A 26107-nucleotide genomic window follows, 5' to 3' on the forward strand; every position below is an offset into this window, starting at 1 on the left:
CTTCCAGTCCCCAATCCCTATTCCCAAATCCCTGTTTTTCGATTCCCATTCCCGCAGTTGGAACTTAAAACATGCTTACTTTTTTACTGAAACGGCTGTTCCAGGTACTGATCGTGATGTTCGTCATCAGTCTGGTGGCGTTTTCGATTCAGGACAATCTGGGCGATCCGCTGCGTGAGCTGGTCGGCCAGTCGGTATCGGAAGAGGTGCGTCAGCAGATGCGTACCGAGATGGGGCTGAACGATCCCTTTCTGGTCAAATACGGGCGTTTTATCGGTCATGCCCTGCAGGGAGATTTTGGCACCTCCTACTTTTACAAGCAGCCGACTCTGGAGGTGATTTTCGAGAAATTGCCGGCCACGCTGGAGCTGGTGTTCTGTGCCAGCGTGCTCATTATTGCGCTCAGCATTCCGTTGGGGGTCTATTCTGCCATCAAACCCCGTGCGTTTTTGTCCCGGGCGGTGATGGGTATCAGTATTATCGGGATTTCGGTGCCGGTGTTCCTCACCGCCATTTTGCTGATGTATGTGTTTTCCATCGAGCTGGGCTGGCTGCCCGCCTATGGCCGGGGCGAGTTGACCAGTCCGTTGGGCTGGGAGTCGGGCCTGTTCAACTGGCAGGGCTTTCGCAACCTGATACTGCCGAGCATTGCACTATCGTCGATCATGCTGCCGCTGTTCATTCGGCTGGTACGTTCCGAGATGCTGGAGCAGTTGAGCGCGGAATACGTCAAGTTTGCCTGGGCCAAGGGCCTGGACAAATACCGTATCTGGTTTATCCATGCGCTGAAAAATACCCTGCTGCCGCTGATCACCGTGGGCGGGGTGCAAATCGGCACCATGGTGGCCTACACCATACTGACCGAAACCGTGTTTCAGTGGCCGGGTATCGGGCTGCTGTTTCTCGATGCCATCAACCGGGTGGATACGCCCCTGATCACCACCTACGTGATTTTTGTCGGCTTTATCTTTGTGGTGACCAACACCATCGTCGATTTGATCTACGGTCTGATCAATCCGACCGTTAACCTGGCCGCTAAGGGGTAAGCATGATGACGACAGACGTTAATCCGAGCCGCTGGGCCCGCTTCAGGCAGTCGGACTTTTTGTATCACTTTCGGCGTGACAGAGTGGCCATGTTCAGCTTTGCGGTGTTTGTGGCCCTGCTGGCTGCCGCCTTGCTGTCGCCGATTATCGCGCCGCACAATCCTTACGATCTGGCGACCATCGACATTCTGGACTCGGAGCTGCCGCCGAGCTGGCTGGACATGGGCGACGAGCGTTTTCTGCTCGGTACCGATGTGCAGGGGCGGGATATTCTGAGCACCATGCTCTATGGCTCGCGGGTGTCCTTGATCATCGGCCTGGGCGCGGTGGCGCTGCAGCTGGTGATTGGCATAGTAGTAGGCCTGTCGGCCGGTTACTTCGGAGGCCGTATCGACAATTTCCTGATGCGGATAGCCGATGTGCAGCTGTCGTTCTCGACCATGATGGTAGCCATTATCGTATCGGCGGTGTTTCAGGCCACTCTGGGCGCGGACTTTTATGCCGAGTATGCGGTGCTGATGCTGGTGGTGATTATCGGCCTGGCCGAATGGCCCCAGTATGCGCGCACCATTCGTGCCACCGTACTGGCGGAAAAGAAAAAGGAATACGTGGAGGCGGCGCAGGTGATGGGCTTCAAGTCGATGCGCATCATGTTTCGCCACATACTGCCCAACTGCCTGTCGCCGATACTGGTGATATCCACGGTGCAGGTGGCCAACGCCATCATGAGTGAGGCGGCGCTGTCGTTTCTGGGCCTGGGCATGCCGGTAGACAAACCCTCGTTGGGCTCCTTGATCAGCATGGGCTTCAGCTACATTTTCTCCGGCTCCTGGTGGATTACCGCCTTTCCCGGTATCTATCTGGTGATACTGGTGCTGGTGATCAACCTGCTCGGCGACTGGCTGCGGGATGTGTTCAACCCCAAGATTTACAAAGGGTAATACCAATTTGAATAAAGATCTGATCATTTTTAAACCCGAGCTCAGAGGCAACACAGCCGCCTCCCACGACACGCCATAAACTCATCCCTGAGGGCTCGGGAAATGCCGTCCATGGCATTTCACGGTCGTGGCAGTCGATCTCTGTTGCCTCTTCTCGAGCACCGAGTTGTCTGCAGGCGGCGCCAACAGGCAACTCCTTGGCATCAGGGAGGATAAAGGGATCTGCTCCGCCGACCCTCTGCGCCAAGGATGGCGCGGCGGAGCCTACATGGAGGTATTCACGGCGTGTCGGCGGAGCGGGCCATTTGTCCGACCTTTGCAGAGCAACCAAATAGATCAATTATTTAATCCCTTTGGTATAACTGGCAAGCGACGAGCCGACAAGACGCCATGGTGTGAACCATGGAGTTTTTGTTGACGGCTATAGGCATCCGCAGGGTGGGGGCGATATGATCGATACCTTGTCCTCATTCCAAGACGGAGCCCCCCCTTGCTCGCCACCCTGTATTCGCTTTTACCTCTGGATTCGCGCCGTCGGCTGGCGGGAATACTGATCATGACGTCAATGGCACTGGTGGCGGTGGGCCTGCTGGGCGTGCCGGTATCACCCCTCTGGGCCGGGGCTGGCTACTGGTGTGCCGCGGCGATGTTGTGGCCGGGGCTGGCACGGCGCAATCGTATTCAGGCGTTGTTGCTGCTGCTGGTGGGGGCCGGCTGTCTGGTGTTGAGTCGGCGGCTGGGCGCCGAAGTGGATATCGAGCGCATCGTGGCCGGCAACAGCGGTCTGCTGTCCATGCTGGTGGCGGTGAGCTTTCTCGGGCTGGTGAGCCGACCGGGTGGTGAAGACGAGACGGGCTGGCCCCGAGGGCGGCGGGCGGTGGCCTCGACCCTGGGCGCGGTGCATCTGTTTGGCTCCGTGATTAACCTGTCGTCGGTGTTTATCATCGGCGACCGGCTGTCGCGGTCAGGCAGTGTCAGCCGGGAGCAGGCCATAGTGCTGATTCGCGGTTTTACCGCCGCCGCCTTCTGGTCACCCTTTTTTGCCGCCATGGCGGTGGCATTGAGCGTGGCGCCCCAGGCGAAGCTGGCCTCGCTCTGGCTGGTCAGCATGCCGCTGGCATTGTCGGGGCTGGCACTGACCTGGTGGCAGTTGAGTCGTCAGCATGGCGGGGAAGAGGGTGGGGAAGAGGCGGCGGCGAGCGAGTTTACCGGCTATCCCCTGCATCTGTCCGGTTTGGTGTTGCCGGGGCTGCTGGCGGTTGCGGTGCTGCTGTTGCACCAGCTGTGGCCGGCGCTGTCTATTCTGGCGGTGATTACCCTGCTGGCACCCTTGCTCAGCCTGCTGATCCTGATGGCGGCAAGACGCTCGCCGCTGGCGGGACTGGGGCAACTGGTGAATGGCCACCTGCCGCAAATGGGCAACGAGCTGGCGCTGTTTCTCGCGGCCGGAGTGCTGGCTTACGGACTGGACAGCCTGCTGTCGAGTTGGGGCGGGCGCCTGCCGCTGAGTGGCTTTGGTGCTGCCGAGGCCAGCCTGACCTATCTGGCGATTGTGTTGTTGTCCTTGCTTGGTATTCATCCCATCATCTGTATCGCGCTGGCGGGCTCGGTGCTGGCACCGCTTGCGCCTGATCATACCCTGCTGGCGCTGGTGTTTTTGTCGTCCTGGGCGGTGGGTACCTCCACCGGCCCCTTGTCCGGCATCAACCTGGCCTTTCAGGGGCGCTACGGAATCGACTCCTTTCGTATCATGCGCTGGAACCTGAGTTATCTGGGCATGATGTCGGTGCTGGTGGTGCTGGCCATCTGGGTGCTGGCCGCCTCGCTCGGCGTGAATCAATAATGGCTCTGGTGTAACATTCAGGCATTGGAATCGATGGCGCCATCTGCCGGTGCCTGTTGCAGGAGAAACCCGTGAAATTCATCTGGCTCAAGGTGTTACTGACCGCATTGATCTTTGCCGGCCTGTTTGGCTGGGTCTACTACAAGGTCGCCAGTGGAAGCATGTAATATACATTGCATGCGACGCTGTCGCTTCAAGGGGAGCTGTGTGCACCAAGTGGCCGTAACTGCCGAGTATCGGATTAGAGGTGATACGTGTTGTCAATGAAGATTCGATTTGTGCAAAAAGTGTTCTGCTTTATTGCCGCGGCCATTTGCGCCCGACAAGGTTCTACTGCATAATACGCGCCTAAAAAACCTGATGTGCGGTGTGTCGGTACTCTTCACATGCTCCGTCTACTTCTTTAATCAACCATAAAAGTTGCATCATGTCCGAATTATCCAAATACAGAAACATCGGTATCTTCGCTCACGTTGACGCGGGCAAAACCACGACCACCGAGCGTATCCTCAAGCTGACCGGTAAAATCCACAAGTCGGGCGAGACTCACGATGGTGAATCTACTACCGACTTCATGGAGCAGGAAGCCGAGCGCGGTATTACCATCCAGTCTGCAGCCGTAAGCTGTTTCTGGAAAGACCACCGCTTCAACGTTATCGACACCCCTGGACACGTTGACTTCACCGTTGAAGTTTACCGTTCCCTGAAAGTGCTGGATGGCGGTATCGGTGTATTCTGTGGTTCAGGCGGTGTTGAGCCCCAGTCAGAAACCAACTGGCGCTATGCGAACGATTCCGAAGTTGCGCGTATCATCTTCGTTAACAAGCTGGACCGTATCGGTGCCGACTTCCTGCGCGTTGTTCAGCAGACCCGTGACGTACTGGCGGCCAACCCCATCGTGATGGTGCTGCCGATCGGTCGTGAAGACGAGTTCAAGGGCGTTGTTGACCTGCTGACCCGTAAAGCATACGTCTGGGACGAGTCTGGCCTGCCAGAAAACTTTACCGTCGAAGACGTGCCGGCCGACATGGTTGATCAGGTAGAAGAATACCGCGAAATGCTGGTAGAAAGCGCCGTTGAGCAAGACGACGACCTGATGGAATCCTACATGGAAGGTGTTGAACCTTCTATCGAAGACATCAAGCGTTGTATCCGTACTGGTACTCGTAACCTGGCCCTGTTCCCGACCTACTGTGGTTCTGCCTTCAAGAACAAGGGCATGCAGCTGGTACTGGACGCCGTTGTTGACTACCTGCCGAACCCGGTTGAAGTTGAGCCCCAGCCGCTGACCGACGAAGAAGGTAACGAAACCGGCGAGCACGCCATCGTTGATGCCGATCTGCCGCTGAAAGCACTGGCATTCAAGATCATGGATGACCGTTTCGGTGCCCTGACCTTCGTTCGTATCTATGCGGGCCGTCTGAAGAAGGGTGACACCATCCTCAACAGCGCTACCGGCAAAACCGAACGTGTTGGCCGCATGGTTGAAATGCACGCCGACGAACGTAACGAGCTGGAATCGGCACAAGCCGGTGACATCATCGCCATCATCGGCATGAAGAACGTACAGACCGGCCACACCCTGTGTGACGTCAAGCACCCCTGTACTCTGGAAGCCATGGTGTTCCCCGAGCCGGTTATCTCTATCGCCGTTGCGCCGAAAGACAAGAACGGTTCCGAGAAGATGGGCGTGGCTATCGGCAAGATGATCGCCGAAGATCCGTCTTTCCGCGTAGAAACCGATGAAGATTCCGGTGAAACCATCCTGAAAGGCATGGGCGAACTGCACCTGGACATCAAGGTCGACATTCTGAAGCGTACCTACGGTGTTGAACTGATCGTGGGTGAGCCGCAGGTTGCTTACCGCGAAACCATCACCGCCGAAGTGGAAGACAGCTACACCCACAAGAAGCAGTCTGGTGGTTCCGGTCAGTACGGTAAGATCGACTACATCATCCGTCCGGGTGAAGCCAACACCGGCTTCGTGTTCAAATCATCCGTTGTGGGTGGTAACGTACCGAAAGAATTCTGGCCTGCAGTTCAGAAAGGTTTCGGCAGCATGATGGACACCGGTACCATTGCCGGCTTCCCGGTACTGGACGTTGAATTCGAACTGATCGACGGTGCTTTCCACGCCGTTGACTCCTCGGCCATCGCGTTTGAAATCGCTGCTAAAGGCGCTTTCCGTCAGTCCATTGCCAAAGCCAAGCCGCAGCTGCTTGAGCCGATCATGAAGGTTGACGTGTTCAGCCCGGAAGACAACGTAGGTGATGTTATCGGTGACCTTAACCGTCGTCGTGGCATGATCAAGGATCAGATGGCTGGCGTTACCGGTGTTCGTATCAAGGCCGACGTACCCCTGTCCGAAATGTTCGGTTACATCGGTTCACTGCGTACCATGTCTTCCGGTCGTGGTCAGTTCTCCATGGAGTTCTCCCACTACGCGGCTTGTCCGGCCAACGTATCCGAAAAAGTTATTGCTCAGGTTAAAGAACGTAAAGCTGCTGAAGCCAAGAAGTAATTCTGCTTTAAAGACGCTGGTTCTTTGACAAAAACCGCTGCCTCGGCAGCGGTTTTTTTATGCCTGAAATAAACGGTGAGGATGGAAAGAGTATGAAACAGTTTGTTTTGGGGGGAGCACGCTCGGGCAAGAGCAGCCTGGCAGAAATACTCTGCGCCGATTGTGGTGACAAGGTGGCCTATATCGCGACCGCCAACAAAGCCTGGAATGATGCCGAAATGGAGGCGCGTATTACCCGGCATCGGCAACAAAGGTCCGGACACTGGCACACCATTGAAGCCCCGGTTGCACTGGCCGAGGCGCTGGCTGAACTGCAGGATTATGATGCGGTGATGATCGACTGCCTCACCCTATGGCTGAGCAACTGCCTGCATCAGGACTGCTGGCCACAACAGCGGCAGGATTTTTTAAACGCGCTGGAAAATTTCAACGGCGAACTGGTGATAGTAAGCAATGAAGTCGGTATGGGCATAGTACCGCTGGGGGAGCTGTCACGCCGCTTTGTTGATGAAAGCGGTTTCCTGCATCAGGCGGTAGCCGCCCGCTGCCAGCGAGTTATTTTTACCGCAGCAGGCTTGCCACTGGTCATGAAAGGCCCCGGTTTATAAACCCGGTCTATAAACAAGGCATGAAGCCCTTGCTCGTCGCTCCCGCGAAGGCGGGAGTCCATGCAGCACAAACAACACCGGTTTTGTAGTGGCAGGGTGCGGCGGCCTGTAATGATTATTCCAGATCACACCCAGCCTACCTATGGCATTCATTAGCGTAGCGTTATGGGCCAATACAATACCCTCCACTCATGTGACCTAAAGGACCCCAACTCAATGTCCACCTTCCTCTCCGGCTTTGCCCTCAGCTTTTCTCTGATCCTGGCCATTGGCTCTCAGAATGCCTTTGTGCTGAAACAGGGTATTAAACGTCACCATGTGTTTGTGGTGTGCGCGGTCTGTGCGCTGTCCGATGCGTTACTGATCTCCCTTGGGGTGGCAGGCTTTGGTGCCATTATCAAGCAGTTTCCGGCCATTGAGACCCTTGCCCGTTACGGCGGTGCTGCCTTTCTGGCAGTGTATGCCTTGCTCAGCTTTAAATCTGCGTTCGGGACCACTCATGCCATGACTGCAGCGGGGGACTCGCAGCAATCCATTCTTAAAACCGTGGCCATGTGTCTGGCCTTTACCTGGCTTAACCCCCATGTCTATCTGGATACGGTGGTACTGTTGGGCTCCATTTCCACCCAGTATCAGCCGGCGCAGGCTGTGTTTGCTCTTGGGGCCATCTGTGCCTCGCTGGTGTTTTTCTTTAGTCTGGGGTACGGCGCCCGGCTGTTGGCACCGGTGTTTCAGCGGCCTCAGGCCTGGAAGGTGCTGGAATTTGTGGTTGGGGTGATGATGGTGTCGATAGCGGTGACGTTGGTGATGAGGGCGTAATACCAATCCCAGTAATGATCTGGTCATATTAAGGTCTCAGATCAGAGGCAACACAGCCGCCTCCCTCGACACGCTATAAACCCATCCATGGGGGCTCGGAAATGCCATCTGACCGCCAGGGAGGGCGGGAATGCCGGAACGGCAGGAGCATTTTCCGGCCATGGCATTTCACGGTCGTGGGAGCCGTTCTCTGTTGCCTCTTCTGGAACACCGAGTTTCCTGTAAACGGCGCCAACAGGCGACTCAGCGGCATCAAGGAGGGCAAAGGGATCTGCTCCAGCGACCATCACATGACAAGGATGTCATGTGCTGAGCGTCACATGGATGTGCTTGCAGCGGGTCGGTGGGACAGACCCTTTGTCCGACGTTTATACAGAAATGAAATAGATCATTTCTTTAATGTAATTGGTATAAAAAAAGCGAAGTCGGCTGGCTTCGCTTTTTGGTCTGGAGTGGTATGTAACAATATTCCGGCTCAAGGCCGGAATGACGCTTAATTGAAGATTAGCGCTGCTGATATTCCCGAACGGACTTCACCATGCCGTCGGCATCCAGGCCCAGTTTGGCCAGGATCTGCTGCTGGTTGCCTTGCTCGACAAAGACATCGGGCAGGCCCAGATTCAGTACCGGTACCGGTTTCTTGTGGCGCATCAGGCACTCAACCACTGCCGAGCCGGCGCCGCCCATGATGGCGTTTTCTTCCACCGTTACCAGCATGTCGTGCTCGGCCAGCAAGGACAGCAGCAGGGCTTCGTCCAGCGGTTTCACAAAGCGCATGTCCACCAGGGTGGCATCCAGCTGCTCGGCGGCGGCTTCGGCTTCCACCAGCAGGGTACCGAAGTTCAGCAGGGCAATGCGCTTGCCTTTACGGATACGGCGGCCCTTGCCTATTTCCAGGGCGGTCATGGTGTCATCAACCTCGGCACCGCTGCCGTTGCCGCGGGGGTAACGCACCGCCGCCGGCCCCTGATGTTGGTAACCGGTGTAGAGCATCTGTCGGCATTCGTTTTCGTCCGCTGGCGTCATGATCACCATGTTTGGCACGGTGCGCATAAAGCTCAGGTCAAAGGCGCCCTGATGGGTGGGACCGTCGGCGCCGACGATGCCGGCCCGGTCGATGGCGAACAACACGTCCAGTTCCTGCAATGCCACATCGTGGATCAGCTGATCGTAGGCTCGCTGCAGAAAGGTGGAGTAGATGGCGACCACCGGTTTCTTGCCCTCGATGGCCATGCCTGCCGCCAGGGTCACCGCATGCTGCTCGGCGATGGCCACATCGAAATAGCGTTTGGGGAATTCCCGTGAAAAACGCACCAGACCGGAGCCTTCGCGCATGGCCGGGGTAATGGCCATCAACTGCGGGCAGGTTCTGGCCATGTCGCACAGCCAGTTACCGAAAATGGTGGAATAGCTGGGCCCGGAGGAGGGTGCCTTCGGCAGCACGCTGTCGCTGGGATCGAACTTGGGTACGCCGTGGTAGCCGATGGGATCCTGCTCGGCCGGCAGGTAGCCCTTGCCCTTGCGGGTCATGATATGCAGAAACTGCGGCCCCTTGAGCTTGCGCATGTTGCGCAGGGTCTCGACCAGGGTATGGATGTCGTGGCCGTCGATGGGGCCGACATAATTGAAGCCGAATTCTTCAAACAAGGTACCGGGAATCACCATGCCCTTGAGGTGTTCTTCGGTACGACGGGCCAGCTCCTTCAGCGGTGGCAGTATTTCCAGCGCCTTCTTGCCGCCTTCGCGCAGGCTGCTGTACAGCGAGCCGGACATGATCCGCGCCAGATGGTTGTTGAGCGCGCCGACGTTTTCCGAAATCGACATTTCGTTGTCGTTGAGGATCACCAGCATGTCTTTGTGAATATCGCCCGCATGGTTCAGCGCTTCAAACGCCATGCCCGCGGTAATGGCGCCGTCACCGATAATGGCGGCGACCTTGCGGCCCTGCTGCTCGTCGGCGGCCGCAATGGCCATGCCCAGCGCCGCCCCTATGCTGGTACTGGAGTGCCCGACACACAGGGTGTCGTACTCGCTCTCGTCCCGCCAGGGAAAAGGATGCAGCCCCTGATATTGACGAATGCTGTTCATGCGCTCACGCCGGCCGGTCAATATCTTGTGCGGGTATGCCTGATGGCCCACGTCCCATACCAGACGGTCGAAGGGGGTGTTATAGACGTAATGCAGCGCCACGGTCAGCTCTACCACCCCCAGGCCGGAGGCCAGGTGGCCGCTGCTGCGGCTGACCGAGTGCAGCAGGTAGGATCTCAGCTCGTCGCACAGGGCGGGCAGTCGCTCCTGGGGCAGACTGCGCAGCTCATCGGGCAGGTTGGCCAGCGCCAGGGTCGGGTAATCGGCAATATTCAGACTCATAAGCTTCTTATTGTCCTCGCCCTAGTAATCGCGTTTCACGATGTAATGAGCGAATGCTTCCAGTATTTGAGTAGGATGGGGGATATCGGCCAGCGCCGACAACGCCTGCTGCTGTAGCTCGTTCGCCAGACTGCGGGCGCCGTCGAGGCCGAGCAGGGCCGGATAGGTGCTTTTCTGCTGCACCAGATCCTTGCCCTGGGTTTTACCCAGGGTCTGGGTGTCGGCGGTGATATCCAGAATATCGTCCTGCACCTGAAACGCCAGGCCAATGGCCTCGGCATAACGGCTGAGTGCCGTCAGGTGCGCTTCGTCCATGTTCTCGGCGCACAGCGCGCCCAGGCGAACGGCGGCACGGATAAGCGCCCCGGTCTTGTGGCGGTGCAGGCTTTCCAGGGTGGCGCTGTCTATGGTTTGGCCTTCGCACTGAATATCCAGTGCCTGGCCACCACACATGCCGTTATAGCCGCTGGCCCGGGCCAGCTCCTGCACCATGCGCAACTGACGCTCGGCACCCAGGCCGCTGTGGTGTCGGCTGAGCAGCTCGAAAGCCAGTGCCTGCAGGGCGTCACCGGCCAGAATGGCGGTGGCCTCATCGAAGGCCTTGTGCACGGTAGGCTTGCCCCGGCGCAGGTCGTCGTTATCCATGGCCGGCAGATCGTCGTGGATCAAGGAATAGGCGTGAATGCATTCTACCGCCGCCGCCGCCGCATCCAGCGCCGCGGCGTTGGCCTGACCCAGCAGCTCGCCACTGGCATACACCAGCATGGGACGAACCCGTTTGCCGCCCTGCAACAGGCCATATTCCATGGCGGCTCTCAGCCCGGGGGCGAGATGATCCTGGTCGGCAATAACATCGCTCAATACCCGCGTGATGCGTTCGTGGTAGTGCTGCTGCATCTGGATAAATCCCACCTTAGCGCTCCTCCTGACCCGGAGTGAAGGCCACCAGTTGCTCTTCATCCTGCTGCAGCAGTATTTGTACCTGCTGTTCGGCCTGGGTCAGTCGCGACTGACCGGCGCGCACCAGTTGAATGCCCCGCTCGAAGGACTTGAGCGACTGCTCCAGGCTCAGATCACCCTCTTCCAGCTGATTGACCAGATTTTCCAGTTCGGCGAGGGCGCTTTCAAAATCCATATTTTCCGGTTTTTTGGTAGCCACGGGCATCCTCTGTGATTAGGCGGCAAAATGGGGGGCAATAGTAACATTGCCGTTACGCTTTTGGCGAAACATATAGACCCGTTCGACGGCCGCCTTGCTGTTGCCGGTTCAGAAAATATTGAGACGGCCGATAACACCGGCAGCGACAAGTCAGGCGGTAACGAGGTAATATTGGCCTCGTTTATGACCGCAACAGTATGCAATAACCCATGCAATAACCAATGAGGACCTTGCTTTGGATCTGGCAACGATTATCGGATTGATCGGTGGAATGGCCTTTATCGGCATGGCCATGATACTGGGGGGCAGCCTCGGTCTTTATGTGGATGTACCGTCGTTTTTCATCGTGTTTGTCGGCTCGCTCTTCGTGGTGATGATGAAGTTCAACCTGGGTCAGTTTCTGGGGGCGGCCAAGGTGGCGGCCAAGGCCTTCATGTTCAAGCTGGAAAAACCGGAAGAGCTGATCGAGCGGGTAGTGGTGCTGGCGGATTCGGCCCGCAAAGGCGGTTTTCTGGCGCTGGAAGAGGCCGACATTACCAATCCTTTCCTGCAAAAGGCGGTGGACATGCTGGTGGATGGTCACGAGCAGGGAGTGGTAAAGGCGGCGCTGGAAAAAGACATCGATCTTACCGCCGAGCGGCAAGAGCAGGGGGCAAAAATCTTTCGGGCGCTGGGCGACGTGGCGCCGGCCATGGGCATGATTGGTACCCTGATCGGCCTGGTGGCCATGCTGGCCAACATGGATGACCCCAAGGCGATAGGCCCGGCCATGGCCATCGCGTTGCTGACCACCCTCTACGGTGCCATGCTGGCCAACATGGTAGCCCTGCCCATTGCCGACAAGCTGGAGTTGCGCTCAGAAGAGGAGCGGCTTAACCGCACCCTGATCCTGGATGCGGTGCTGGGTATTCAGGATGGACAAAACCCGCGGGTGCTGCAGGGCTTGCTGGAAAATTACCTGGCCGATACCAAACGGTCGAAGGAGGAGTAGTGGCCAAGAAGTGCAAAGCCGCGCCGGCGGGCGCCCCGGCCTGGATGGCGACCTTTGCCGATCTGGCGACCATACTGATGAGTTTTTTCGTCTTGCTGCTGGCCTTTGCCGAAATGGATGTACTCAAGTTCAAGCAGGTCGCCGGCAGCATGAAATATGCCTTCGGGGTACAGAACCTGATTGAAGCCGATGGCATTCCCAAGGGAACCTCGGTCATTGCGCTGGAGTTTCGGCCTGGTCAGCCGCAACCAACGCCGATTGATGTGATCATGCAGCACACCACCGACTCGACCCAGGCCGAGCTGGACGTTGATCCGGGTGAGCAGGATCTGTCGGGCGGAGAAAGCCGTGAGAACGGTACTTTAAGCGGGGGAGAGCAGTCCGACGTGCCGCCCACCGATCCGCAAACCATGACCCTGGCACGGGAGCTGGCCGAGGCGTTGAGTGAGTCAATCGAGCAGGATGCGATCGAGGTCGAGGCGCTGGGGCAGCAGGTGATTATCCGCATCAAGGAGAATGCCTCCTTCTCGGCGGGCTCTGCCTTTTTGCAACCCCAGTTCTGGCCGGTGGTGCGCCAGGTTGGCAACTTGCTCAAGGATATTCCCGGCGAGATTCTGGTGGCCGGTCATACCGACGATATTCAGACCAGCAACGAGCTGTTTCGCTCCAACTGGGAGCTATCGTCGCAGCGGGCGCTGTCGGTGGCGGATCAGCTGATGCAGGTAGAGGGCTTTGAAGAGAAGCGCATGGTGGTGCTGGGCATGGCCGGAACCCGACCGCTGGAGCCCAACGACACCTCCGAAAACCGGAGCCGTAACCGGCGGGTGGAGATCACCATTTCTCAGGGCAAGCCCCGATTTACCCCGCCGTTGGAGCTGTTTGCGCCGCAGTAACACGCCTCACAGGTTAGCGACTGTTATTATTTGAGCAAAGGCCCGGCATTGTTGTGTATAATGCCGGGCTTTATTTTTTGTTGTTCTATTTTTTGTTGTCCTAGGCGTACCGAATTTATGAAATTTATTATCAAGTTGCATCCAGAAATTACCATCAAGAGCAAGTCGGTGCGCCAGCGCATGAGCAAGATTCTGCAGAGCAATATTCGTAATGTGCTCAAGCCTCTGGATGAAAATATCAAGATCCGGTCCGACTGGGACAAGCTGATCGTCCGCACCAATATTCTGACCGACGCTCATCGTCAGAACATGATCGAGGTGCTGTCCTGTGTTCCGGGCATTCAGTCGTTTCTGGAAGTGATAGAGCACAAGGTCGAATCGCTGGACGAGATCCTGACTCTGACCCAGGAGATGTTTGGTGACAAGCTGGCCGGCAAGACCTTCTGCGTGCGCGCCAAGCGCCGTGGTCAGCAGTCGTTCAGCTCGCTGGATGTGGAACGTTATGTGGGCGGCGGCTTGAACCAGCGCTGCGATACCGCCGGTGTGAAGCTGAAGAATCCGGACGTGCAGGTTAACCTGGAACTGGACGGCGAACGCCTCTATCTGATCAGCCAGCAGCATGCGGGCCTGGGCGGCTATCCCATCGCCACCCAGGAAAGCGTGCTCAGCCTGATGTCCGGTGGCTACGACTCCGGCGTGTCTTCCTATCAGTTCATCAAACGCGGCAGCCGGGTACACTACTGTTTCTTCAATCTCGGTGGTGCCGAGCACGAAGCGGGCGTACGCGAAGTGGTGTACTACCTGTGGAAGAAGTTCGGCTCCTCGCACCGGGTCAAGTTTATCTCGGTGCCTTTCGAAGAGGTCGTCGGCGAAATTCTGGCCAAGGTGGATAACGGCCACATGGGCGTGGTGCTGAAGCGAATGATGATGCGGGCCGGCGCCGCCGTGGCCGAAAAACTGGCAATCAACGCCCTGGTCACCGGTGAGTCCATGGGCCAGGTATCCAGCCAGACGGTCACCAACCTCAACGTGATCGACAGAGTGACCGATACCCTGATACTGCGACCGCTGATCGCCAGCGACAAACAGGACATCATCGATGTCGCCCGCCAGATCGGTACCGCCGCCTATGCCGAGAAAATGCCGGAATATTGCGGTGTTATTTCCCAGAGCCCGACCATCAAGGCCAAGCTGGGCAAGGTGGAGCACGAAGAAAGCAACTTCGACTTTGCCGTGCTCGACACCGCCATTCAGGCCGCCTTTGTGGAAGATGTGCGCAAGCTGGAGCAAAAGTGGGAGCTGCCGGAAGTGGAATTCAGCCAGGGAGAAAATATGGCCGAGGTGATCCTCGATATTCGCGCGCCGGAAGAAGAAGAAGAGGCGCCGCTGACCGTGCCCGGTCATAACGTCATTACCATGCCGTTTTTCAAGTTGTCGAGCCAGTTCTCCGAGCTGGATCCGGACACGACCTATTTGTTGTATTGCGCCCGTGGTGTCATGAGCCGTTTGCAGGCCATTCACCTCAAGGAGCAGGGCTTCGATAACGTCAAGGTGTACAAGCCTTAACTCAGAAACGCCGAGCGTAAGGGGTGAGGGGTAAGGAGTGAGGTGAACTCTCCCGCCTCACCACTTACCCCTCACCCCTCACATTCTCTTGTTTCATCCGCCTCTGCGTTTTATTTCCCGATAAAGCTGACTGCTGACCGGCACCGGCTGGGCACCCGCATGGGCCAGAATATAACCGCTAATGTAGTCGTTCTCGGTGCTGCGACCGTGGGCCAGATCCTGGTGCATGGACGAGTAGTTGACGGCGGTGAGTTCAATCACCTGCTGCAGACGGCGGCGAAAGGCATCCCGGCTTTCGGTTTCGCCAAGGTTTACCATTACCTGAAACACTTCTTCACTCAGTTGCTCCAGCACATCGGCAAAGCGAGGCTCCAGCAACTGGCCGTTACGGATGTTGTGGCAGGCGGTCAGCGGGTTGATCACCGCATTGAGAGCCAGTTTGCGATGCTGGTGCAGCTTGATGTTCTCGCTCCATTCGGCATGCCCCAGTGCCGCCGCCAGCGGCTTGACCAGGTGGGCCCAGTCGTTGGCAGCCTGATTCATCGGCCCCAGCCAGGTATCGCCCTTGCCGGTATGGCGCACCAGCCAGTCGCCTTCTTTCATGGCCCCGTGGCTGCTGACGCCGGCAATCAGCGGGTTGTGGGGAAACAGCTCCTGCACCTGCTCTGCCACGCCCAGGCCATTATGAAACAGAATGATGGGCGTGCTGGTCGGCAGCTCTTGCAGTCCTTTCAAGGCATCAAGCACCTGATAGGCCTTGGTGAATACCAGCAGACATTCCACCTGGCGGGCCTGCTCGGGAAAACGGGGCCGGCTCTGAATCAGTTCATGGCGACCACCGAGGGTGATCAGATCCAGGCTGGGGTGAAAATGGCCGCGGTGGCGTGCCGACAACATGAAGCCGACCCGCTCGCCTCGCTGGCGCAGCAGGCCTGCCATTACACAACCCAGGGCGCCCGCCCCGAGAATGGTCCATTCCGTCATCACTCTATCCCCTGAATTTTGTTATTATCTCTCTTTGTTTGAGCCTATCAACAAACCCTAATACGTTAGCCGCGAAGCGTCGTCGTTGCCAGTGTGTTTTTTTGTCGCTGCCGGTTAACAAAACCGTTTAAAGGAGTCGGTATGCCGTCTTTTGATATTGTGTCTGAAGTTGAGATGAATGAAGTGCGTAACGCGGTAGAAAACGCCAACCGGGAACTGGATACCCGGTTCGATTTTCGCGGGGTCGAAGCCAGCTTCGAGCTGAAAGACGAGAAGGTGAAGCTGGGTGCCGATGCGGAGTTTCAGCTGCAGCAGATGCGGGATATTCTGCGGGGCGCCTTGATCAAGCGGGGCATCGATACCAAGGTGCTGGATCCGGGTAGCATAGTGCGCTCGGGCAAGCGTCATATTCAGGAGCTGGGTTTCATGCAGGGAATCGACAGCGCCCTCGCCAAGAAGCTGGTCAAGCAGATCAAGGACAGCAAGATCAAGGTACAGGCGTCCATTCAGGGTGAGCAGTTGCGGGTCACCGGCAAGAAGCGTGACGATCTGCAGCAGGTGATGGCGCTGTTGCGCCAGGGCGAGCAGGAGCAACCGCTGCAGTTCAATAACTTCCGCGATTGATGGATAAATCGTGAGGGGAGAAGAGTGAGGAGTGAGGGGTAAAACCGCCTTACTCCTCACCTCTTACTCCTCACACCTTACTTGATTTACCCACTTGTCTAATCAGCCACAGCACCGGCAGGCCGATGGCGGCGGAGCCGATAAAGAAGGGCGCGTAGCCGTAGGCGTCTACCGCCAGCCCCGAAAAGCCGGCCAGAAACTTGGGCAGCAACATCATCACCGAGCTGAACAGCGCATACTGGGTGGCGGAAAACGCCACATTGGTCAGGCTGGACAGATAGGTGATAAAGGCGGCGGTGGCGATACCGGCACTGAGGTTGTCCAGCGAGATGATCAGCGTCAGCAAGCGTACATCCGGGCCCAGCTGACTCATCAGTGCAAACATCAGGTTGGTGCCTGCCGCCAGTACCGCCCCCAGCATCAGGATGCGCAGGGTGCCGTAACGACTGACCATGATGCCGCCCACCGCCGCGCCCACCAGGGTCATGATGACCCCGTACACCTTGGTGACGGTGGCGATCTGCGACTTGCTGAAGCCCATGTCTACGTAGAAGGGGTTGGCCATGACCCCCATCACCACATCCGACACCCGATAACAGGCGATCAACGCCAGAATGATCAGTGCCTGCCGGCCGAAACGGTGAAAGAACTCGGCAAAGGGCGCCACCACGGCACTGGCGAAAAACGCCACCAGACCGGCCAGCCAGCGGGGATACCCCCTGTCTATCAGTTGTTGGCGATGGTCGGCCTGCTCTTGTTGCTGCTGGTGCAAGTCGACCTCGGGCTCGTGCAGCAGCAGGCAGGTGATCACCCCCACCAGCATAAAAGCCATCATGCACAAATAGGCGGCTCGCCAGCCCGCGGGATCGTATCCCAGATCGGAGCCGGCCCAGGCGGCAATGGCCAGGGCGCCGGCACCGGCCATGATCATCGCCAGCCTATAGCCGGTCATGTAGGCGGCGGCCAGGGCCCCCTGTAGTCGTTCCGGTGCGGATTCGATGCGATAGGCGTCGATCACGATATCCTGGGTGGCGGAGGCGAAGGCCACCGCCAGGGCAAACAGCGCCAGGCTGACCATCTGGGTGGTCGGGTCGGAATAGGCCATGCCGGCCAGCGCCGCCATGATGATCAGCTGAGACAACAGCATCCAGCTGCGCCGCCGTCCCATCACGCGGGACAGCCAGGGCAGGGGCAGGCGATCGACCAGCGGCGACCACAGCCACTTCACCCCGTAAGCCAATGCCACCCAGCTGAAAAAACCGATGCTGGTGCGGCTGACACCGGCTTCGCGCAGCCAGAACGACAGGGTGCCGAACACCAGCAGCAGCGGCAGGCCGGAAGAAAAGCCCAGCGCAAACAGGGTCAGCACCCGGCGCTCGGCATAAAGCGCCAGCTGCCGGGTCCATCTTGCCTTGCTCAAGACGTTAATGCGCCGCTCCGCCGTCATCCAGTCGACGAACCTGTTGCAGTATGATGTCCTGCTCCGGTACGTCTCTCGCGCGTAGCTTGAGGTTCATGCCGGTAGGAACCTGCGCCATCTGCTGCAGCACCTGCTCGCCGCCGGTCACCTTGCCAAACACGGTGTAACCGGCTTTGCGGCCGCCATCGAGTGAATGGTTGTCGCTGAGGTTGATATAAAACTGGCGGGTGGCGCTGTCGGGATCCTGGGTGCGGGCCATAGCGATGGTGCCGGTCTGGTTCGACAGGCCATTGCCGGACTCGTTTATCACGGGGGCATACGTCGGCAAGGGCTCATGGTCGGTGCCAAAGCCACCACCCTGCACCACAAAGCCGGGGATCAGCCGGTGAAAAATACTGTTGTTATAGCTGCCGTCATCCACGTAGCGCAGAAAGTTGGCCACCGAGGCGGGGGCGGCTTGCTCATTCAGCTCGACCTGCAGCGACCCCAGGTTGGTCACCAGTTCGACTCTGGGGCCGGCCAGGGCGGAGCTGGCGGCCAGCAGTCCGGCGGCCAGCAACAAAAAACGCGTCATATCAGTTACCCCCGATAAATTGCTGTACGTCGCGGTCGGCCAGCATGTCCTGCAGCAGCAGTGACAGCTGTTGGTTCAAGGCTTCCTTTACCTTGTCCAGCTCCGGGTGCAGGCGACCGGGAAACTCGGCCTGGGCGCTGCGGCGATACTGCTTGGTGACGGTGCGGCCGTCGCGCTTCAGGGTCAGCTGTATGCGCAGCTGCTGCACCACGTCGTAGCTGATATGACCGCGGATCACCCGCGCCAGTACTTCCTGCAGCTCCAGCTCTACCTGGGTGGGGGCGCCGTTCTCGATAAAGGCGCCCTGAGTGCTCAGGCCCTGAGCCAGCGCCTGTTCCAGTTGCACCTTGAGGTTGTTGCTGGCGCCCACCACCACCGGGGCCTTGTTTTTCTGTTCTATCTGAATGATGTAGTCGTTGTTGCGGCCGTCCTTGCTGCCGAGTGCAACCGGCTGGCCCCGGTAAACACCGGCACTGGTTTGTACTGTGGGGTTGACGTCAACCGCGATGGGGTAGTAACTGGCGCAGGCCGTCAGGCTCAGTGCCAGGATGCCGGTCATTAACCATTTGATTAATTTCATGAAAAATTCCTTAAGAGAGTTTGGTGGCTCTGAGAATAACGAATTTGCGGTTGGATGCCACCAGCCGTTGATTGCCGAACAGACGCTTCAGTTTCTGATGGTAATCAAGATGACGATTGGCTACCAGCAGCAAGTGGCCGCCGTGGCGAAGTACCCGTTTGGCATCGACAAACATTTGCCAGGCAATATGGTCGGTTATGGCCTGTTGCTGGTGAAACGGGGGATTGCACAGTATCAGATCGGCACTGTCGGCGGCGACGCCATCGAGACAGTTATTGACCATGAAGCGGGCGCGGGACTCGGCCTCGGGCAGATTTTCGCTCACGTTGAGGCGGGCACTGGCCATGGCCATGTAAGACTCGTCCACGAAGGTCACCCGTGCCTGCGGGTTCTGCGCCAGGGCCATCAGTCCCAGCACCCCGTTACCGCAGCCCAGATCGATGATTCGTCCTGGCTCGTCGGCGGGCAGGTGCTCCAGCATGAAGCGGGCGCCGATATCGAGGCTGGCGCGAGAAAACACGTTGGCGTGGTTGTGAATGGTGAAGTCGGTGCCTTCCAGCGGCCATGCCAGGGGGGCAGGCAGTGGCGCCGGACGCTTGTTCGGCTCCGGCCGGCAGAAGATCAGCCGGGCCTTTTTCCTGGCCAGGCTGGTGTGGGTGGGGCCGATATAGTGTTCGAACAGTTTCAGGGTCGAGCTGTGAATGTCCCGGGCCTTGGCCCCGGCGACCAGCAGGGTGTCGGGTCCCATCACCCGGCTGAGGGCGGCCAGCTGATATTCCAGCATGGCGTTGGTCTTGGGCAGCTTCATCACCACCAGCCCGGGCGCCGGTTCGTCGGCAACTAGCCCCTCTGCCAGGCTGTTCAGCGGCTGCCAGCCCGGCTCGAGATCGTTGTCCCGGGCATTGGCGGCCAGCGCCAGCTCGGCGATGCGCGAGTCGGTAAAACTGCAGGGGCTGTGGTGATACAACGCCAGGGTGAGGGCGCCGAAACCGTCGTTGAGGATCAGCAGGGGCGCGCTCTGGTCCCACTCCTGAGTCATCAGCTCGGATATGATATATTCATCGGCCGCATCCCAGGCTTGCAGGCTGTGCTGGGCAGAGCGAGGGTAGCGTTGCAGATACAGCTCGCCCCCCTGAGGCAGGGGAAAGTGGTGATTCATGATGCGATGGCCCGACAGAAAAAAGAGCCATTTTAGCAGTTAATGGGAGAAAGCAGTATGGAGCTGTGGACCGATTCACCCGAATGGATATCCCTGCCTCAGGGGCGATTGCTGTGGTGGCCGGATGCCTTTCTGCCCGAGGCTGACATCTGGCTCGAGCAACTGCAGGCGGAGATCCCCTGGCAGCAGCACCGGCTGCACTTGTTCGGGCGCGAACACGACGAACCCAGGTTGTCGTGCTGGATGGGGGAGCTGGCCTACCGTTACTCCGGCAAGCGTCGGGAACCCGTGCCCTGGCACCCGCTGGTGAACGAAATCCGTCAGCGGCTGCAAACCATCTGCGCGCAGCCCTTCAACGGCGTCCTGCTCAACCTGTATCGTCATGGTCGGGACAGCATGGGCTGGCATGCAGACAACGAGCCGGAGCTGGGGTCAAATCCGGTCATCGCCTCGGTCAGCCTCGGGGCGACGCGCCGCTTTCTGTTGCGCCATAAAGGCGGCGAGCGCCGCCAGTTGCTGCTGAATCACGGCAGCCTGTTGGTGATGGCGGGCGAAATGCAGCATTACTGGCAACATGCCTTGCCCAGAACCGCGGCCGTCGATTCGGCCCGCATCAACCTGACCTTTCGTTATCTGGTGTAACGCCGTAACCGGGGCGCAGGTCGTGCGATTCATTCCATTACTGAAAGCAAGCCGGGTATGATTCGGTCTTGGTTCAGTGTCATTTACTCAGGAGTTCTCCTTATGTCGGTACAGAGTGTTATCGAAAGCAAGGTGCAGGCGGCACTGACGCCCGCGCATCTGGAAGTGATCAACGAAAGCTATATGCACCGGGTGGCGCCGGGCTCGGAAACCCACTTCAAGCTGGTGGTGGTGAGCGAGCAGTTTAACGGTCAGCGGTTGCTGGCCCGGCATAGGGCCCTGAATACGCTGCTGGCCGACGAACTGGCCGGCGGCGTGCATGCACTGGCGCTGCATACCCTGACCCCTGCCGAATGGCAGGCGCGCGAAGGCGTGCTCGACAGTCCCGCCTGTCGTGGTCGGGCGGGTACCTCGGCCTGAGCCGAATGTTATTCGCGATTGATATTTTTGTTATGCCGCGATGTTGGCTCAATACCTGCAATTGGCTGGCGCCTATGCGACCAAGGGATAATAAGTAGCCATATATCATGGCCTTATTCTTGCTTGTTTAAACTTTGAGCAAGTTGAATTTGCTGAAAGAGGCGGTAATTTTTGGTAATTGCCGTGGCAGCCGCCGCGCTAAAAGTGCTAGTATTATGCGCCTTTTATATCGGGCTGGATGTTACCGGACTGTAGTCATGCTGTTTCAACACGATAGAGGCAGACCGGTAGCGACTCATCAGCATGTTGTCATGTCTGACATGGCAAGTACCTGTCTTCCCCTAACAAGTAGTGCAAGTGAGTATGATTACAATTAAAAAAGGACTGGACCTCCCGATTTCCGGGACCCCAGAGCAAGTAATCTACGATGGTCCTGCCATCAAGCGCGTTGCCACGCTGGGCGAGGAGTTTGTGGGCATGCGCCCTACCATGCACGTCAAGGTAGAGGATCGTGTCAAAAAAGGTCAGGTGATCTTCGAAGACAAGAAGAATCCGGGCGTCAAGTTCACAGCTCCTGCCAGCGGTACCGTGGTTGAAATCAACCGTGGTGCCAAACGCGTACTGCAATCTGTGGTGATTGCGGTCGATGACAGCGAAGATCAGATTACTTTTTCTAAATACGCTTCTGCTGAACTTTCCAAACTGGAACCTGAAACCGTTCGCGATCAGCTGGTTGAATCCGGCCTGTGGACGGCGCTGCGCACCCGCCCTTTCAGCAAGGTGCCGGCCATCGGTTCTACTCCTCGCTCCATCTTCGTCACCGCCATGGATACCAATCCATTGAGCGCGAACGCCGAGCTGATCATCAAGGAAAATGCGCAAGCCTTTACCGATGGTCTGCAGGTGCTGAGCCGGTTGACCGAAGGTAAGGTGCATGTCTGTAAGGGCGAAGGCAGCCTGCCTCAGGCTCAGGCCGGCAACATCACCGAACAAGTGTTCAGTGGCGTGCACCCGGCCGGTCTGCCTGGTACCCACATTCACTTTATCGACCCTGTCGTGGCCGGTAAGGTGGTCTGGTATATCAATTACCAGGATGTGATTGCCTTCGGCAAACTGTTCACCACCGGTGAGCTGTTTACCGACCGCGTGGTTGCCCTGGGTGGCCCCGTGGTACAGAAGCCTCGTCTGCTGCGTACCCGCATCGGTGCCTGTGTCAACGAGCTGACCGCCGGTGAACTGCAGGACGGTGAGAACCGTGTTATTTCCGGCTCCGTGTTGTACGGCACCATTGCCAATGGTCCGCATGCCTATCTGGGTCGTTATCACCTGCAGATATCGGTCCTGGCCGAAGGTCGCGAAAAAGAACTGTTTGGCTGGCTTGCGCCGGGTGCCAATAAATTTTCGGTGACCCGCGCCTACCTGAGTCATTTGACCAAGGGTAAGCTGTTCGACCTGACCACCACCACCAACGGCTCTGCCCGTGCCATGGTACCCATCGGTAACTATGAACGTATCATGCCGCTGGATATCCTGCCGACCCTGCTGCTGCGCGATTTGTTGTCCAACGATACCGAAAGCGCCCAGACCCTGGGTTGCATGGAGCTGGATGAAGAAGATCTGGCACTGTGTACCTATGTGTGTCCGGGTAAATACGATTATGGCCAGGCTCTGCGCAAGTGTCTGACCACAATTGAGCTAGAGGGCTAAGTAATGAGCTTGAAACACACTCTGGAAAAGCTCGAACACCATTTCGAGCCGGGCGGTAAATACGAGAAGTTTTACGCCCTGTATGAAGCGGTTGCCACCGTGCTCTATACCCCGGGCATGGTTACCCGCAACGCCTCTCATGTGCGCGACAGTATCGATCTGAAGCGCATCATGATCATGGTGTGGATGGCGACCTTTCCGGCCATGTTCTTCGGTATGTACAACTCTGGCGGGCAGACCATCAATGCCCTGATGAACATGTACAGCCCGGCCGAACTGGCCTCGGTTATCGACGGCAACTGGCGTTATGGTCTGGCACAAAGCCTGGGAGCAACCCTGGGTGACGGCGCCGGCTGGGGCAGCAAGATGCTGCTGGGCGCGACCTACTTCCTGCCTATCTACCTGACGGTGTTCATCGTCGGTGGTTTCTGGGAAGTACTGTTTGCCACCGTACGCAAGCACGAAGTGAACGAAGGTTTCTTCGTCACCTCGGTACTGTTCGCGCTGATCGTGCCCGCGACCCTGCCTCTGTGGCAGGCGGCGCTGGGTATCACCTTCGGCGTGGTCATGGCCAAGGAAATCTTCGGCGGCACCGGCAAGAACTTCCTCAACCCGGCGCTGGCCGGTCGTGCCTTCCTGTTCTTCGCCTACCCGGCCGAGATTTCAGGTGACACCGTCTGGACCGCCGTTGACGGCTTCTCCGGCGCTACCGCCCTGGGCCAGTGGGCCGCAGGTGGTCAGGCGGCGTTGATGGATGCCAACACCGGTTCCATGATCGGCTGGATGGATGCCTTCATCGGTAACATTCAGGGCTCGATTGGTGAAGTCTCCACCCTGGCGATTTTGCTGGGCGGCCTGTTCATCATCTACATGGGTATTGCCTCCTGGCGTATCGTGGCAGGCGTGATGATCGGCATGATTGCCACCGCAACCCTGTTCAATATGCTCGGCTCCGACACCAACGCCATGTTCAGCATGCCCTGGTACTGGCACCTGGTATTGGGCGGCTTCGCTTTCGGCATGATGTTTATGGCAACCGACCCGGTATCCGCTTCCTTTACCAACAAGGGTAAATGGTGGTACGGCGCCCTGATCGGCATCATGGTGGTCCTGATCCGAGTGGTCAACCCGGCCTTCCCCGAAGGCATGATGCTGGCCATTCTGTTCGCCAACCTGTTCGCTCCCTTGTTCGACCACTTCGTGGTGCAGGCTAACATCAAACGGAGACTGGCTCGTGGCTAAGAAAGAATCTATCGGCAGAACCTTTGCCGTCATCGGCGTCCTGTGTCTGGTGTGTTCTGTGGTGGTATCCGGCGCAGCAGTCTTGCTGAAGCCGACCCAGCAGCGCAACCAGGCCCTGGACGTGCAGACCAATATCGTTGAAGTAGCGGGTCTGGGCCGCGACAATGTGGCTGAAACCTATGAGCGCTTCATCGAAGCGCGTCTGCTGGATCTGACCACCGACACGTTTTCGGACCAAGCGGTGCAAGGCTATAACCAGCGCAATGCCGCCAAGGAACCTTCGACCAGCATCAAGCTGAGTCCGAAAGAGGATCCGGCCGGTATTCGCCGCCGCGCCAACATGGTGCCGGTATATATGGCCAAAGATGAAGACGGCAACCTGGACAGCATCATACTGCCCATTCATGGTCAGGGCCTCTGGTCTACCATGTACGCCTTCGTCGCCGTGGCACCCGATGGCAACACCATCAAGGGGATTACCTACTACGAGCAGGGTGAAACGCCCGGCCTCGGCGGTGAGGTAGAAAACCCCAACTGGCGTGCCCAGTTTGTTGGCAAAGAGCTGTTTGACGACAACGGCAAGCCGGCCCTGAAAGTGGTGAAAGGTGGTGCGCCTGAAGGTGCTCCTTCCAGTGTAGATGGCCTGTCCGGCGCTACCCTGACCTCCAACGGTGTGCAAAAAACCTTTGAATTCTGGTTGGGCGAGCAGGGCTTCGGTCCGTTCCTGGCCAAGGTTCGTAAAGGAGAGCTGAACAATGGCTGATAAAGCTGAAATGAAAAAGGTTCTGTTCGGACCTATCATCGGCAATAACCCCATTGCGTTGCAGGTGCTGGGCATCTGTTCCGCACTGGCGGTTACCTCACAGATGCAGACCGCATTCGTGATGTCACTGGCGGTAATAGCGGTAACGGCCTTCTCTAACCTGTTTATCTCGCTGGTGCGTAATCAGATCCCCAACTCGGTACGAATTATCGCCCAGATGGCGATTATCGCCTCTCTGGTTATCGTGGTGGATCAGATCCTCAAGGCCTATGCCTACGACATCTCCAAGCAGCTGTCGGTATTCGTTGGCTTGATCATCACCAACTGTATCGTAATGGGCCGCGCCGAGGCGTATGCCATGAAGAGCCCGCCCATGATGTCTTTCCTGGACGGTATCGGTAACGGCATGGGTTATGGTCTTATCCTGCTGATCGTTGCCACTATCCGTGAGCTGTTGGGCTCCGGTACCTGGTTCGGCATTGAAATACTGCCGCTGATCAAGAACGGTGGCTGGTATCAGGCCAACGGCCTGCTGCTGTTGCCGCCAAGTGCCTTCTTCATCATCGGTGGCATTATCTGGGTACTGCGTACCATGCGTCCGGAACAGGTGGAGGCGAAGGAGTAATAGATGGAACATTATCTGAGTTTGTTTGTTCGTGCCGTCTTTATCGAAAACCTGGCGTTGGCCTTCTTCCTGGGGATGTGTACCTTCCTGGCGGTATCCAAGAAGGTCAAAACCTCATTCGGTCTGGGTGTCGCGGTGGTGGTGGTACTGACCATTTCGGTACCGGTTAACAACCTGATCTACAACTTCATCCTGAAAGACGGCGCCCTGGCCGAAGGAGTGGACCTGAGCTTTTTGAACTTCATTACCTTTATCGGGGTAATTGCGGCTCTGGTTCAGATCCTGGAGATGACGCTGGACAAGTTTTTCCCTGCGCTGTACAACGCGCTGGGTATCTTCTTGCCGCTGATCACCGTTAACTGCGCCATCTTCGGTGGTGTGTCGTTCATGGTACAGCGGGATTACAACTTCTCCGAGTCCATCGTGTACGGCTTTGGCTCCGGCATTGGCTGGATGCTGGCTATCGTTTTGCTGGCCGGTTTGCGTGAGAAGATGAAGTATTCGGATGTGCCCGATGGTCTGCGCGGTCTGGGGATTACCTTCGTCTCCGCCGGTCTGATGGCACTTGGCTTCATGTCTTTCTCTGGCATATCCCTGTAACCCGGTGATA

At 57.8% G+C, this 26107-nt stretch carries 25 protein-coding genes; 17 read left to right on the forward strand and 8 right to left on the reverse strand.

The window, feature by feature from the left end:
- Positions 1-71 precede the first annotated feature (71 nt).
- The 6 genes from Q0753_RS07205 to Q0753_RS07230 all read left to right on the forward strand — a co-directional run bounded on the left by Q0753_RS07205 (position 72) and on the right by Q0753_RS07230 (position 7778).
- A complete protein-coding gene (locus tag Q0753_RS07205) occupies positions 72-1046 on the forward strand; it encodes an ABC transporter permease (RefSeq protein ID WP_298718973.1) in 975 nt (324 codons plus the stop codon).
- A 5-nt stretch (positions 1047-1051) separates the two neighbouring features.
- On the forward strand, positions 1052-1987 hold the full coding sequence (locus tag Q0753_RS07210) for an ABC transporter permease (RefSeq protein WP_298719113.1): 936 nt from the start codon (positions 1052-1054) through the stop codon (positions 1985-1987).
- A gap of 556 nt (positions 1988-2543) precedes the next feature.
- Positions 2544-3830 carry a hypothetical protein gene (locus tag Q0753_RS07215; protein ID WP_298718975.1) on the forward strand — a complete coding sequence of 429 codons (1287 nt, stop codon included), beginning with the start codon at positions 2544-2546 and terminating at the stop codon, positions 3828-3830.
- Positions 3831-4257: 427 nt separating this feature from the next.
- Complete coding sequence (gene fusA, locus Q0753_RS07220) at positions 4258-6351, forward strand: elongation factor G (RefSeq protein WP_298718976.1); 2094 nt, start codon at positions 4258-4260, stop codon at positions 6349-6351.
- 92 nt (positions 6352-6443) lie between these two features.
- Positions 6444-6959, forward strand: coding sequence for a bifunctional adenosylcobinamide kinase/adenosylcobinamide-phosphate guanylyltransferase (gene cobU, locus Q0753_RS07225; protein ID WP_298718978.1), 516 nt, complete (start codon positions 6444-6446; stop codon positions 6957-6959).
- Between the two features lie 216 nt (positions 6960-7175).
- Positions 7176-7778, forward strand: coding sequence for a LysE/ArgO family amino acid transporter (locus Q0753_RS07230; protein WP_298718980.1), 603 nt, complete (start codon positions 7176-7178; stop codon positions 7776-7778).
- Positions 7779-8282: 504 nt separating this feature from the next.
- On the opposite strand, the gene dxs is transcribed toward Q0753_RS07230, so the two are convergent.
- From dxs to xseB, 3 genes are read right to left on the reverse strand one after another with little or no spacing between them, the layout of a single operon-like run.
- On the reverse strand, positions 8283-10148 hold the full coding sequence (gene dxs, locus Q0753_RS07235) for a 1-deoxy-D-xylulose-5-phosphate synthase (RefSeq protein ID WP_298718982.1): 1866 nt from the start codon (positions 10146-10148) through the stop codon (positions 8283-8285).
- A 21-nt stretch (positions 10149-10169) separates the two neighbouring features.
- Complete coding sequence (ispA, locus tag Q0753_RS07240) at positions 10170-11060, reverse strand: (2E,6E)-farnesyl diphosphate synthase (protein ID WP_298718984.1); 891 nt, start codon at positions 11058-11060, stop codon at positions 10170-10172.
- 1 nt (position 11061) lies between these two features.
- Entirely contained in the window at positions 11062-11313 is a 252-nt protein-coding gene (gene xseB / locus Q0753_RS07245) for an exodeoxyribonuclease VII small subunit (protein ID WP_298718986.1), read from the reverse strand.
- Between the two features lie 229 nt (positions 11314-11542).
- Here xseB and pomA point away from each other — a divergent pair, with 229 nt between their 5' ends.
- The 3 genes from pomA to thiI all read left to right on the forward strand — a co-directional run bounded on the left by pomA (position 11543) and on the right by thiI (position 14757).
- Positions 11543-12298 (forward strand): flagellar motor protein PomA, encoded by a 756-nt coding sequence (pomA, locus tag Q0753_RS07250; RefSeq protein WP_298718988.1) that lies wholly within the window; start codon positions 11543-11545, stop codon positions 12296-12298.
- Positions 12298-13191 (forward strand): flagellar motor protein MotB, encoded by an 894-nt coding sequence (locus tag Q0753_RS07255; protein ID WP_298718990.1) that lies wholly within the window; start codon positions 12298-12300, stop codon positions 13189-13191. The genes pomA and Q0753_RS07255 overlap by 1 nt, the downstream gene beginning before the upstream one ends.
- Before the next feature lie 117 nt (positions 13192-13308).
- Positions 13309-14757 (forward strand): tRNA uracil 4-sulfurtransferase ThiI, encoded by a 1449-nt coding sequence (gene thiI, locus Q0753_RS07260; protein WP_298718992.1) that lies wholly within the window; start codon positions 13309-13311, stop codon positions 14755-14757.
- 93 nt (positions 14758-14850) lie between these two features.
- Here the strand turns inward: thiI and Q0753_RS07265 are convergent, their stop codons facing one another.
- Entirely contained in the window at positions 14851-15741 is an 891-nt protein-coding gene (locus Q0753_RS07265) for a 2-dehydropantoate 2-reductase (protein ID WP_298718994.1), read from the reverse strand.
- A gap of 141 nt (positions 15742-15882) precedes the next feature.
- Here Q0753_RS07265 and Q0753_RS07270 point away from each other — a divergent pair, with 141 nt between their 5' ends.
- Complete coding sequence (locus Q0753_RS07270) at positions 15883-16365, forward strand: YajQ family cyclic di-GMP-binding protein (protein ID WP_298718995.1); 483 nt, start codon at positions 15883-15885, stop codon at positions 16363-16365.
- 70 nt (positions 16366-16435) lie between these two features.
- On the opposite strand, the gene Q0753_RS07275 is transcribed toward Q0753_RS07270, so the two are convergent.
- Genes Q0753_RS07275 through Q0753_RS07290 form a run of 4 tightly spaced genes read right to left on the reverse strand, consistent with a single transcriptional unit; the run spans position 16436 to position 20098 of the window.
- Positions 16436-17812 (reverse strand): AmpG family muropeptide MFS transporter, encoded by a 1377-nt coding sequence (locus Q0753_RS07275; protein WP_298718997.1) that lies wholly within the window; start codon positions 17810-17812, stop codon positions 16436-16438.
- Entirely contained in the window at positions 17790-18359 is a 570-nt protein-coding gene (locus tag Q0753_RS07280) for a peptidylprolyl isomerase (protein ID WP_298718999.1), read from the reverse strand. The genes Q0753_RS07275 and Q0753_RS07280 overlap by 23 nt, the downstream gene beginning before the upstream one ends.
- A gap of 1 nt (position 18360) precedes the next feature.
- Positions 18361-18939 (reverse strand): YajG family lipoprotein, encoded by a 579-nt coding sequence (locus Q0753_RS07285; RefSeq protein WP_298719001.1) that lies wholly within the window; start codon positions 18937-18939, stop codon positions 18361-18363.
- Positions 18940-18949: 10 nt separating this feature from the next.
- Positions 18950-20098: a methyltransferase gene (locus tag Q0753_RS07290; protein WP_298719003.1), complete on the reverse strand. Its 1149-nt coding sequence runs from the start codon at positions 20096-20098 to the stop codon at positions 18950-18952.
- A gap of 57 nt (positions 20099-20155) precedes the next feature.
- Between Q0753_RS07290 and Q0753_RS07295 the strand changes: the two genes are divergently transcribed.
- From Q0753_RS07295 to nqrE, 7 genes are all read left to right on the forward strand, one after another.
- On the forward strand, positions 20156-20740 hold the full coding sequence (locus tag Q0753_RS07295; RefSeq protein ID WP_298719005.1) for an alpha-ketoglutarate-dependent dioxygenase AlkB: 585 nt from the start codon (positions 20156-20158) through the stop codon (positions 20738-20740).
- A 102-nt stretch (positions 20741-20842) separates the two neighbouring features.
- A complete protein-coding gene (locus Q0753_RS07300) occupies positions 20843-21160 on the forward strand; it encodes a BolA/IbaG family iron-sulfur metabolism protein (protein WP_298719007.1) in 318 nt (105 codons plus the stop codon).
- A 363-nt stretch (positions 21161-21523) separates the two neighbouring features.
- Positions 21524-22867, forward strand: coding sequence for a Na(+)-translocating NADH-quinone reductase subunit A (locus Q0753_RS07305; protein ID WP_298719008.1), 1344 nt, complete (start codon positions 21524-21526; stop codon positions 22865-22867).
- Positions 22868-22870: 3 nt separating this feature from the next.
- Positions 22871-24109, forward strand: coding sequence for an NADH:ubiquinone reductase (Na(+)-transporting) subunit B (locus Q0753_RS07310; RefSeq protein WP_298719010.1), 1239 nt, complete (start codon positions 22871-22873; stop codon positions 24107-24109).
- Positions 24102-24872: a Na(+)-translocating NADH-quinone reductase subunit C gene (locus Q0753_RS07315; protein WP_298719012.1), complete on the forward strand. Its 771-nt coding sequence runs from the start codon at positions 24102-24104 to the stop codon at positions 24870-24872. The genes Q0753_RS07310 and Q0753_RS07315 overlap by 8 nt, the downstream gene beginning before the upstream one ends.
- Complete coding sequence (locus Q0753_RS07320; RefSeq protein WP_298719014.1) at positions 24865-25497, forward strand: NADH:ubiquinone reductase (Na(+)-transporting) subunit D; 633 nt, start codon at positions 24865-24867, stop codon at positions 25495-25497. Before Q0753_RS07315 ends, Q0753_RS07320 begins: the two co-directional genes overlap by 8 nt.
- 3 nt (positions 25498-25500) lie before the next feature.
- Entirely contained in the window at positions 25501-26097 is a 597-nt protein-coding gene (gene nqrE, locus Q0753_RS07325) for an NADH:ubiquinone reductase (Na(+)-transporting) subunit E (protein WP_204794986.1), read from the forward strand.
- Positions 26098-26107: the final 10 nt, after the last annotated feature.

Origin of the sequence: uncultured Oceanisphaera sp., from assembly GCF_947495715.1 — a bacterium.
Lineage (GTDB): Bacteria > Pseudomonadota > Gammaproteobacteria > Enterobacterales > Aeromonadaceae > Oceanimonas > Oceanimonas sediminis.

Coding starts and splice junctions, on each gene's coding strand:
- Q0753_RS07205 (WP_298718973.1), top strand. CDS start 72: ATGCTTACTTTTTTACTGAAACGGCTGTTCCAGGTACTGATCGTGATG.
- Q0753_RS07210 (WP_298719113.1), top strand. CDS start 1,052: ATGACGACAGACGTTAATCCGAGCCGCTGGGCCCGCTTCAGGCAGTCG.
- Q0753_RS07215 (WP_298718975.1), top strand. CDS start 2,544: ATGACGTCAATGGCACTGGTGGCGGTGGGCCTGCTGGGCGTGCCGGTA.
- fusA (WP_298718976.1), top strand. CDS start 4,258: ATGTCCGAATTATCCAAATACAGAAACATCGGTATCTTCGCTCACGTT.
- cobU (WP_298718978.1), top strand. CDS start 6,444: ATGAAACAGTTTGTTTTGGGGGGAGCACGCTCGGGCAAGAGCAGCCTG.
- Q0753_RS07230 (WP_298718980.1), top strand. CDS start 7,176: ATGTCCACCTTCCTCTCCGGCTTTGCCCTCAGCTTTTCTCTGATCCTG.
- dxs (WP_298718982.1), bottom strand. CDS start 10,148: ATGAGTCTGAATATTGCCGATTACCCGACCCTGGCGCTGGCCAACCTG.
- xseB (WP_298718986.1), bottom strand. CDS start 11,313: ATGCCCGTGGCTACCAAAAAACCGGAAAATATGGATTTTGAAAGCGCC.
- thiI (WP_298718992.1), top strand. CDS start 13,309: ATGAAATTTATTATCAAGTTGCATCCAGAAATTACCATCAAGAGCAAG.
- Q0753_RS07265 (WP_298718994.1), bottom strand. CDS start 15,741: ATGACGGAATGGACCATTCTCGGGGCGGGCGCCCTGGGTTGTGTAATG.
- Q0753_RS07270 (WP_298718995.1), top strand. CDS start 15,883: ATGCCGTCTTTTGATATTGTGTCTGAAGTTGAGATGAATGAAGTGCGT.
- Q0753_RS07275 (WP_298718997.1), bottom strand. CDS start 17,812: ATGACGGCGGAGCGGCGCATTAACGTCTTGAGCAAGGCAAGATGGACC.
- Q0753_RS07280 (WP_298718999.1), bottom strand. CDS start 18,359: ATGACGCGTTTTTTGTTGCTGGCCGCCGGACTGCTGGCCGCCAGCTCC.
- Q0753_RS07285 (WP_298719001.1), bottom strand. CDS start 18,939: ATGAAATTAATCAAATGGTTAATGACCGGCATCCTGGCACTGAGCCTG.
- Q0753_RS07290 (WP_298719003.1), bottom strand. CDS start 20,098: ATGAATCACCACTTTCCCCTGCCTCAGGGGGGCGAGCTGTATCTGCAA.
- Q0753_RS07295 (WP_298719005.1), top strand. CDS start 20,156: ATGGAGCTGTGGACCGATTCACCCGAATGGATATCCCTGCCTCAGGGG.
- Q0753_RS07300 (WP_298719007.1), top strand. CDS start 20,843: ATGTCGGTACAGAGTGTTATCGAAAGCAAGGTGCAGGCGGCACTGACG.
- Q0753_RS07305 (WP_298719008.1), top strand. CDS start 21,524: ATGATTACAATTAAAAAAGGACTGGACCTCCCGATTTCCGGGACCCCA.
- Q0753_RS07310 (WP_298719010.1), top strand. CDS start 22,871: ATGAGCTTGAAACACACTCTGGAAAAGCTCGAACACCATTTCGAGCCG.
- Q0753_RS07320 (WP_298719014.1), top strand. CDS start 24,865: ATGGCTGATAAAGCTGAAATGAAAAAGGTTCTGTTCGGACCTATCATC.
- nqrE (WP_204794986.1), top strand. CDS start 25,501: ATGGAACATTATCTGAGTTTGTTTGTTCGTGCCGTCTTTATCGAAAAC.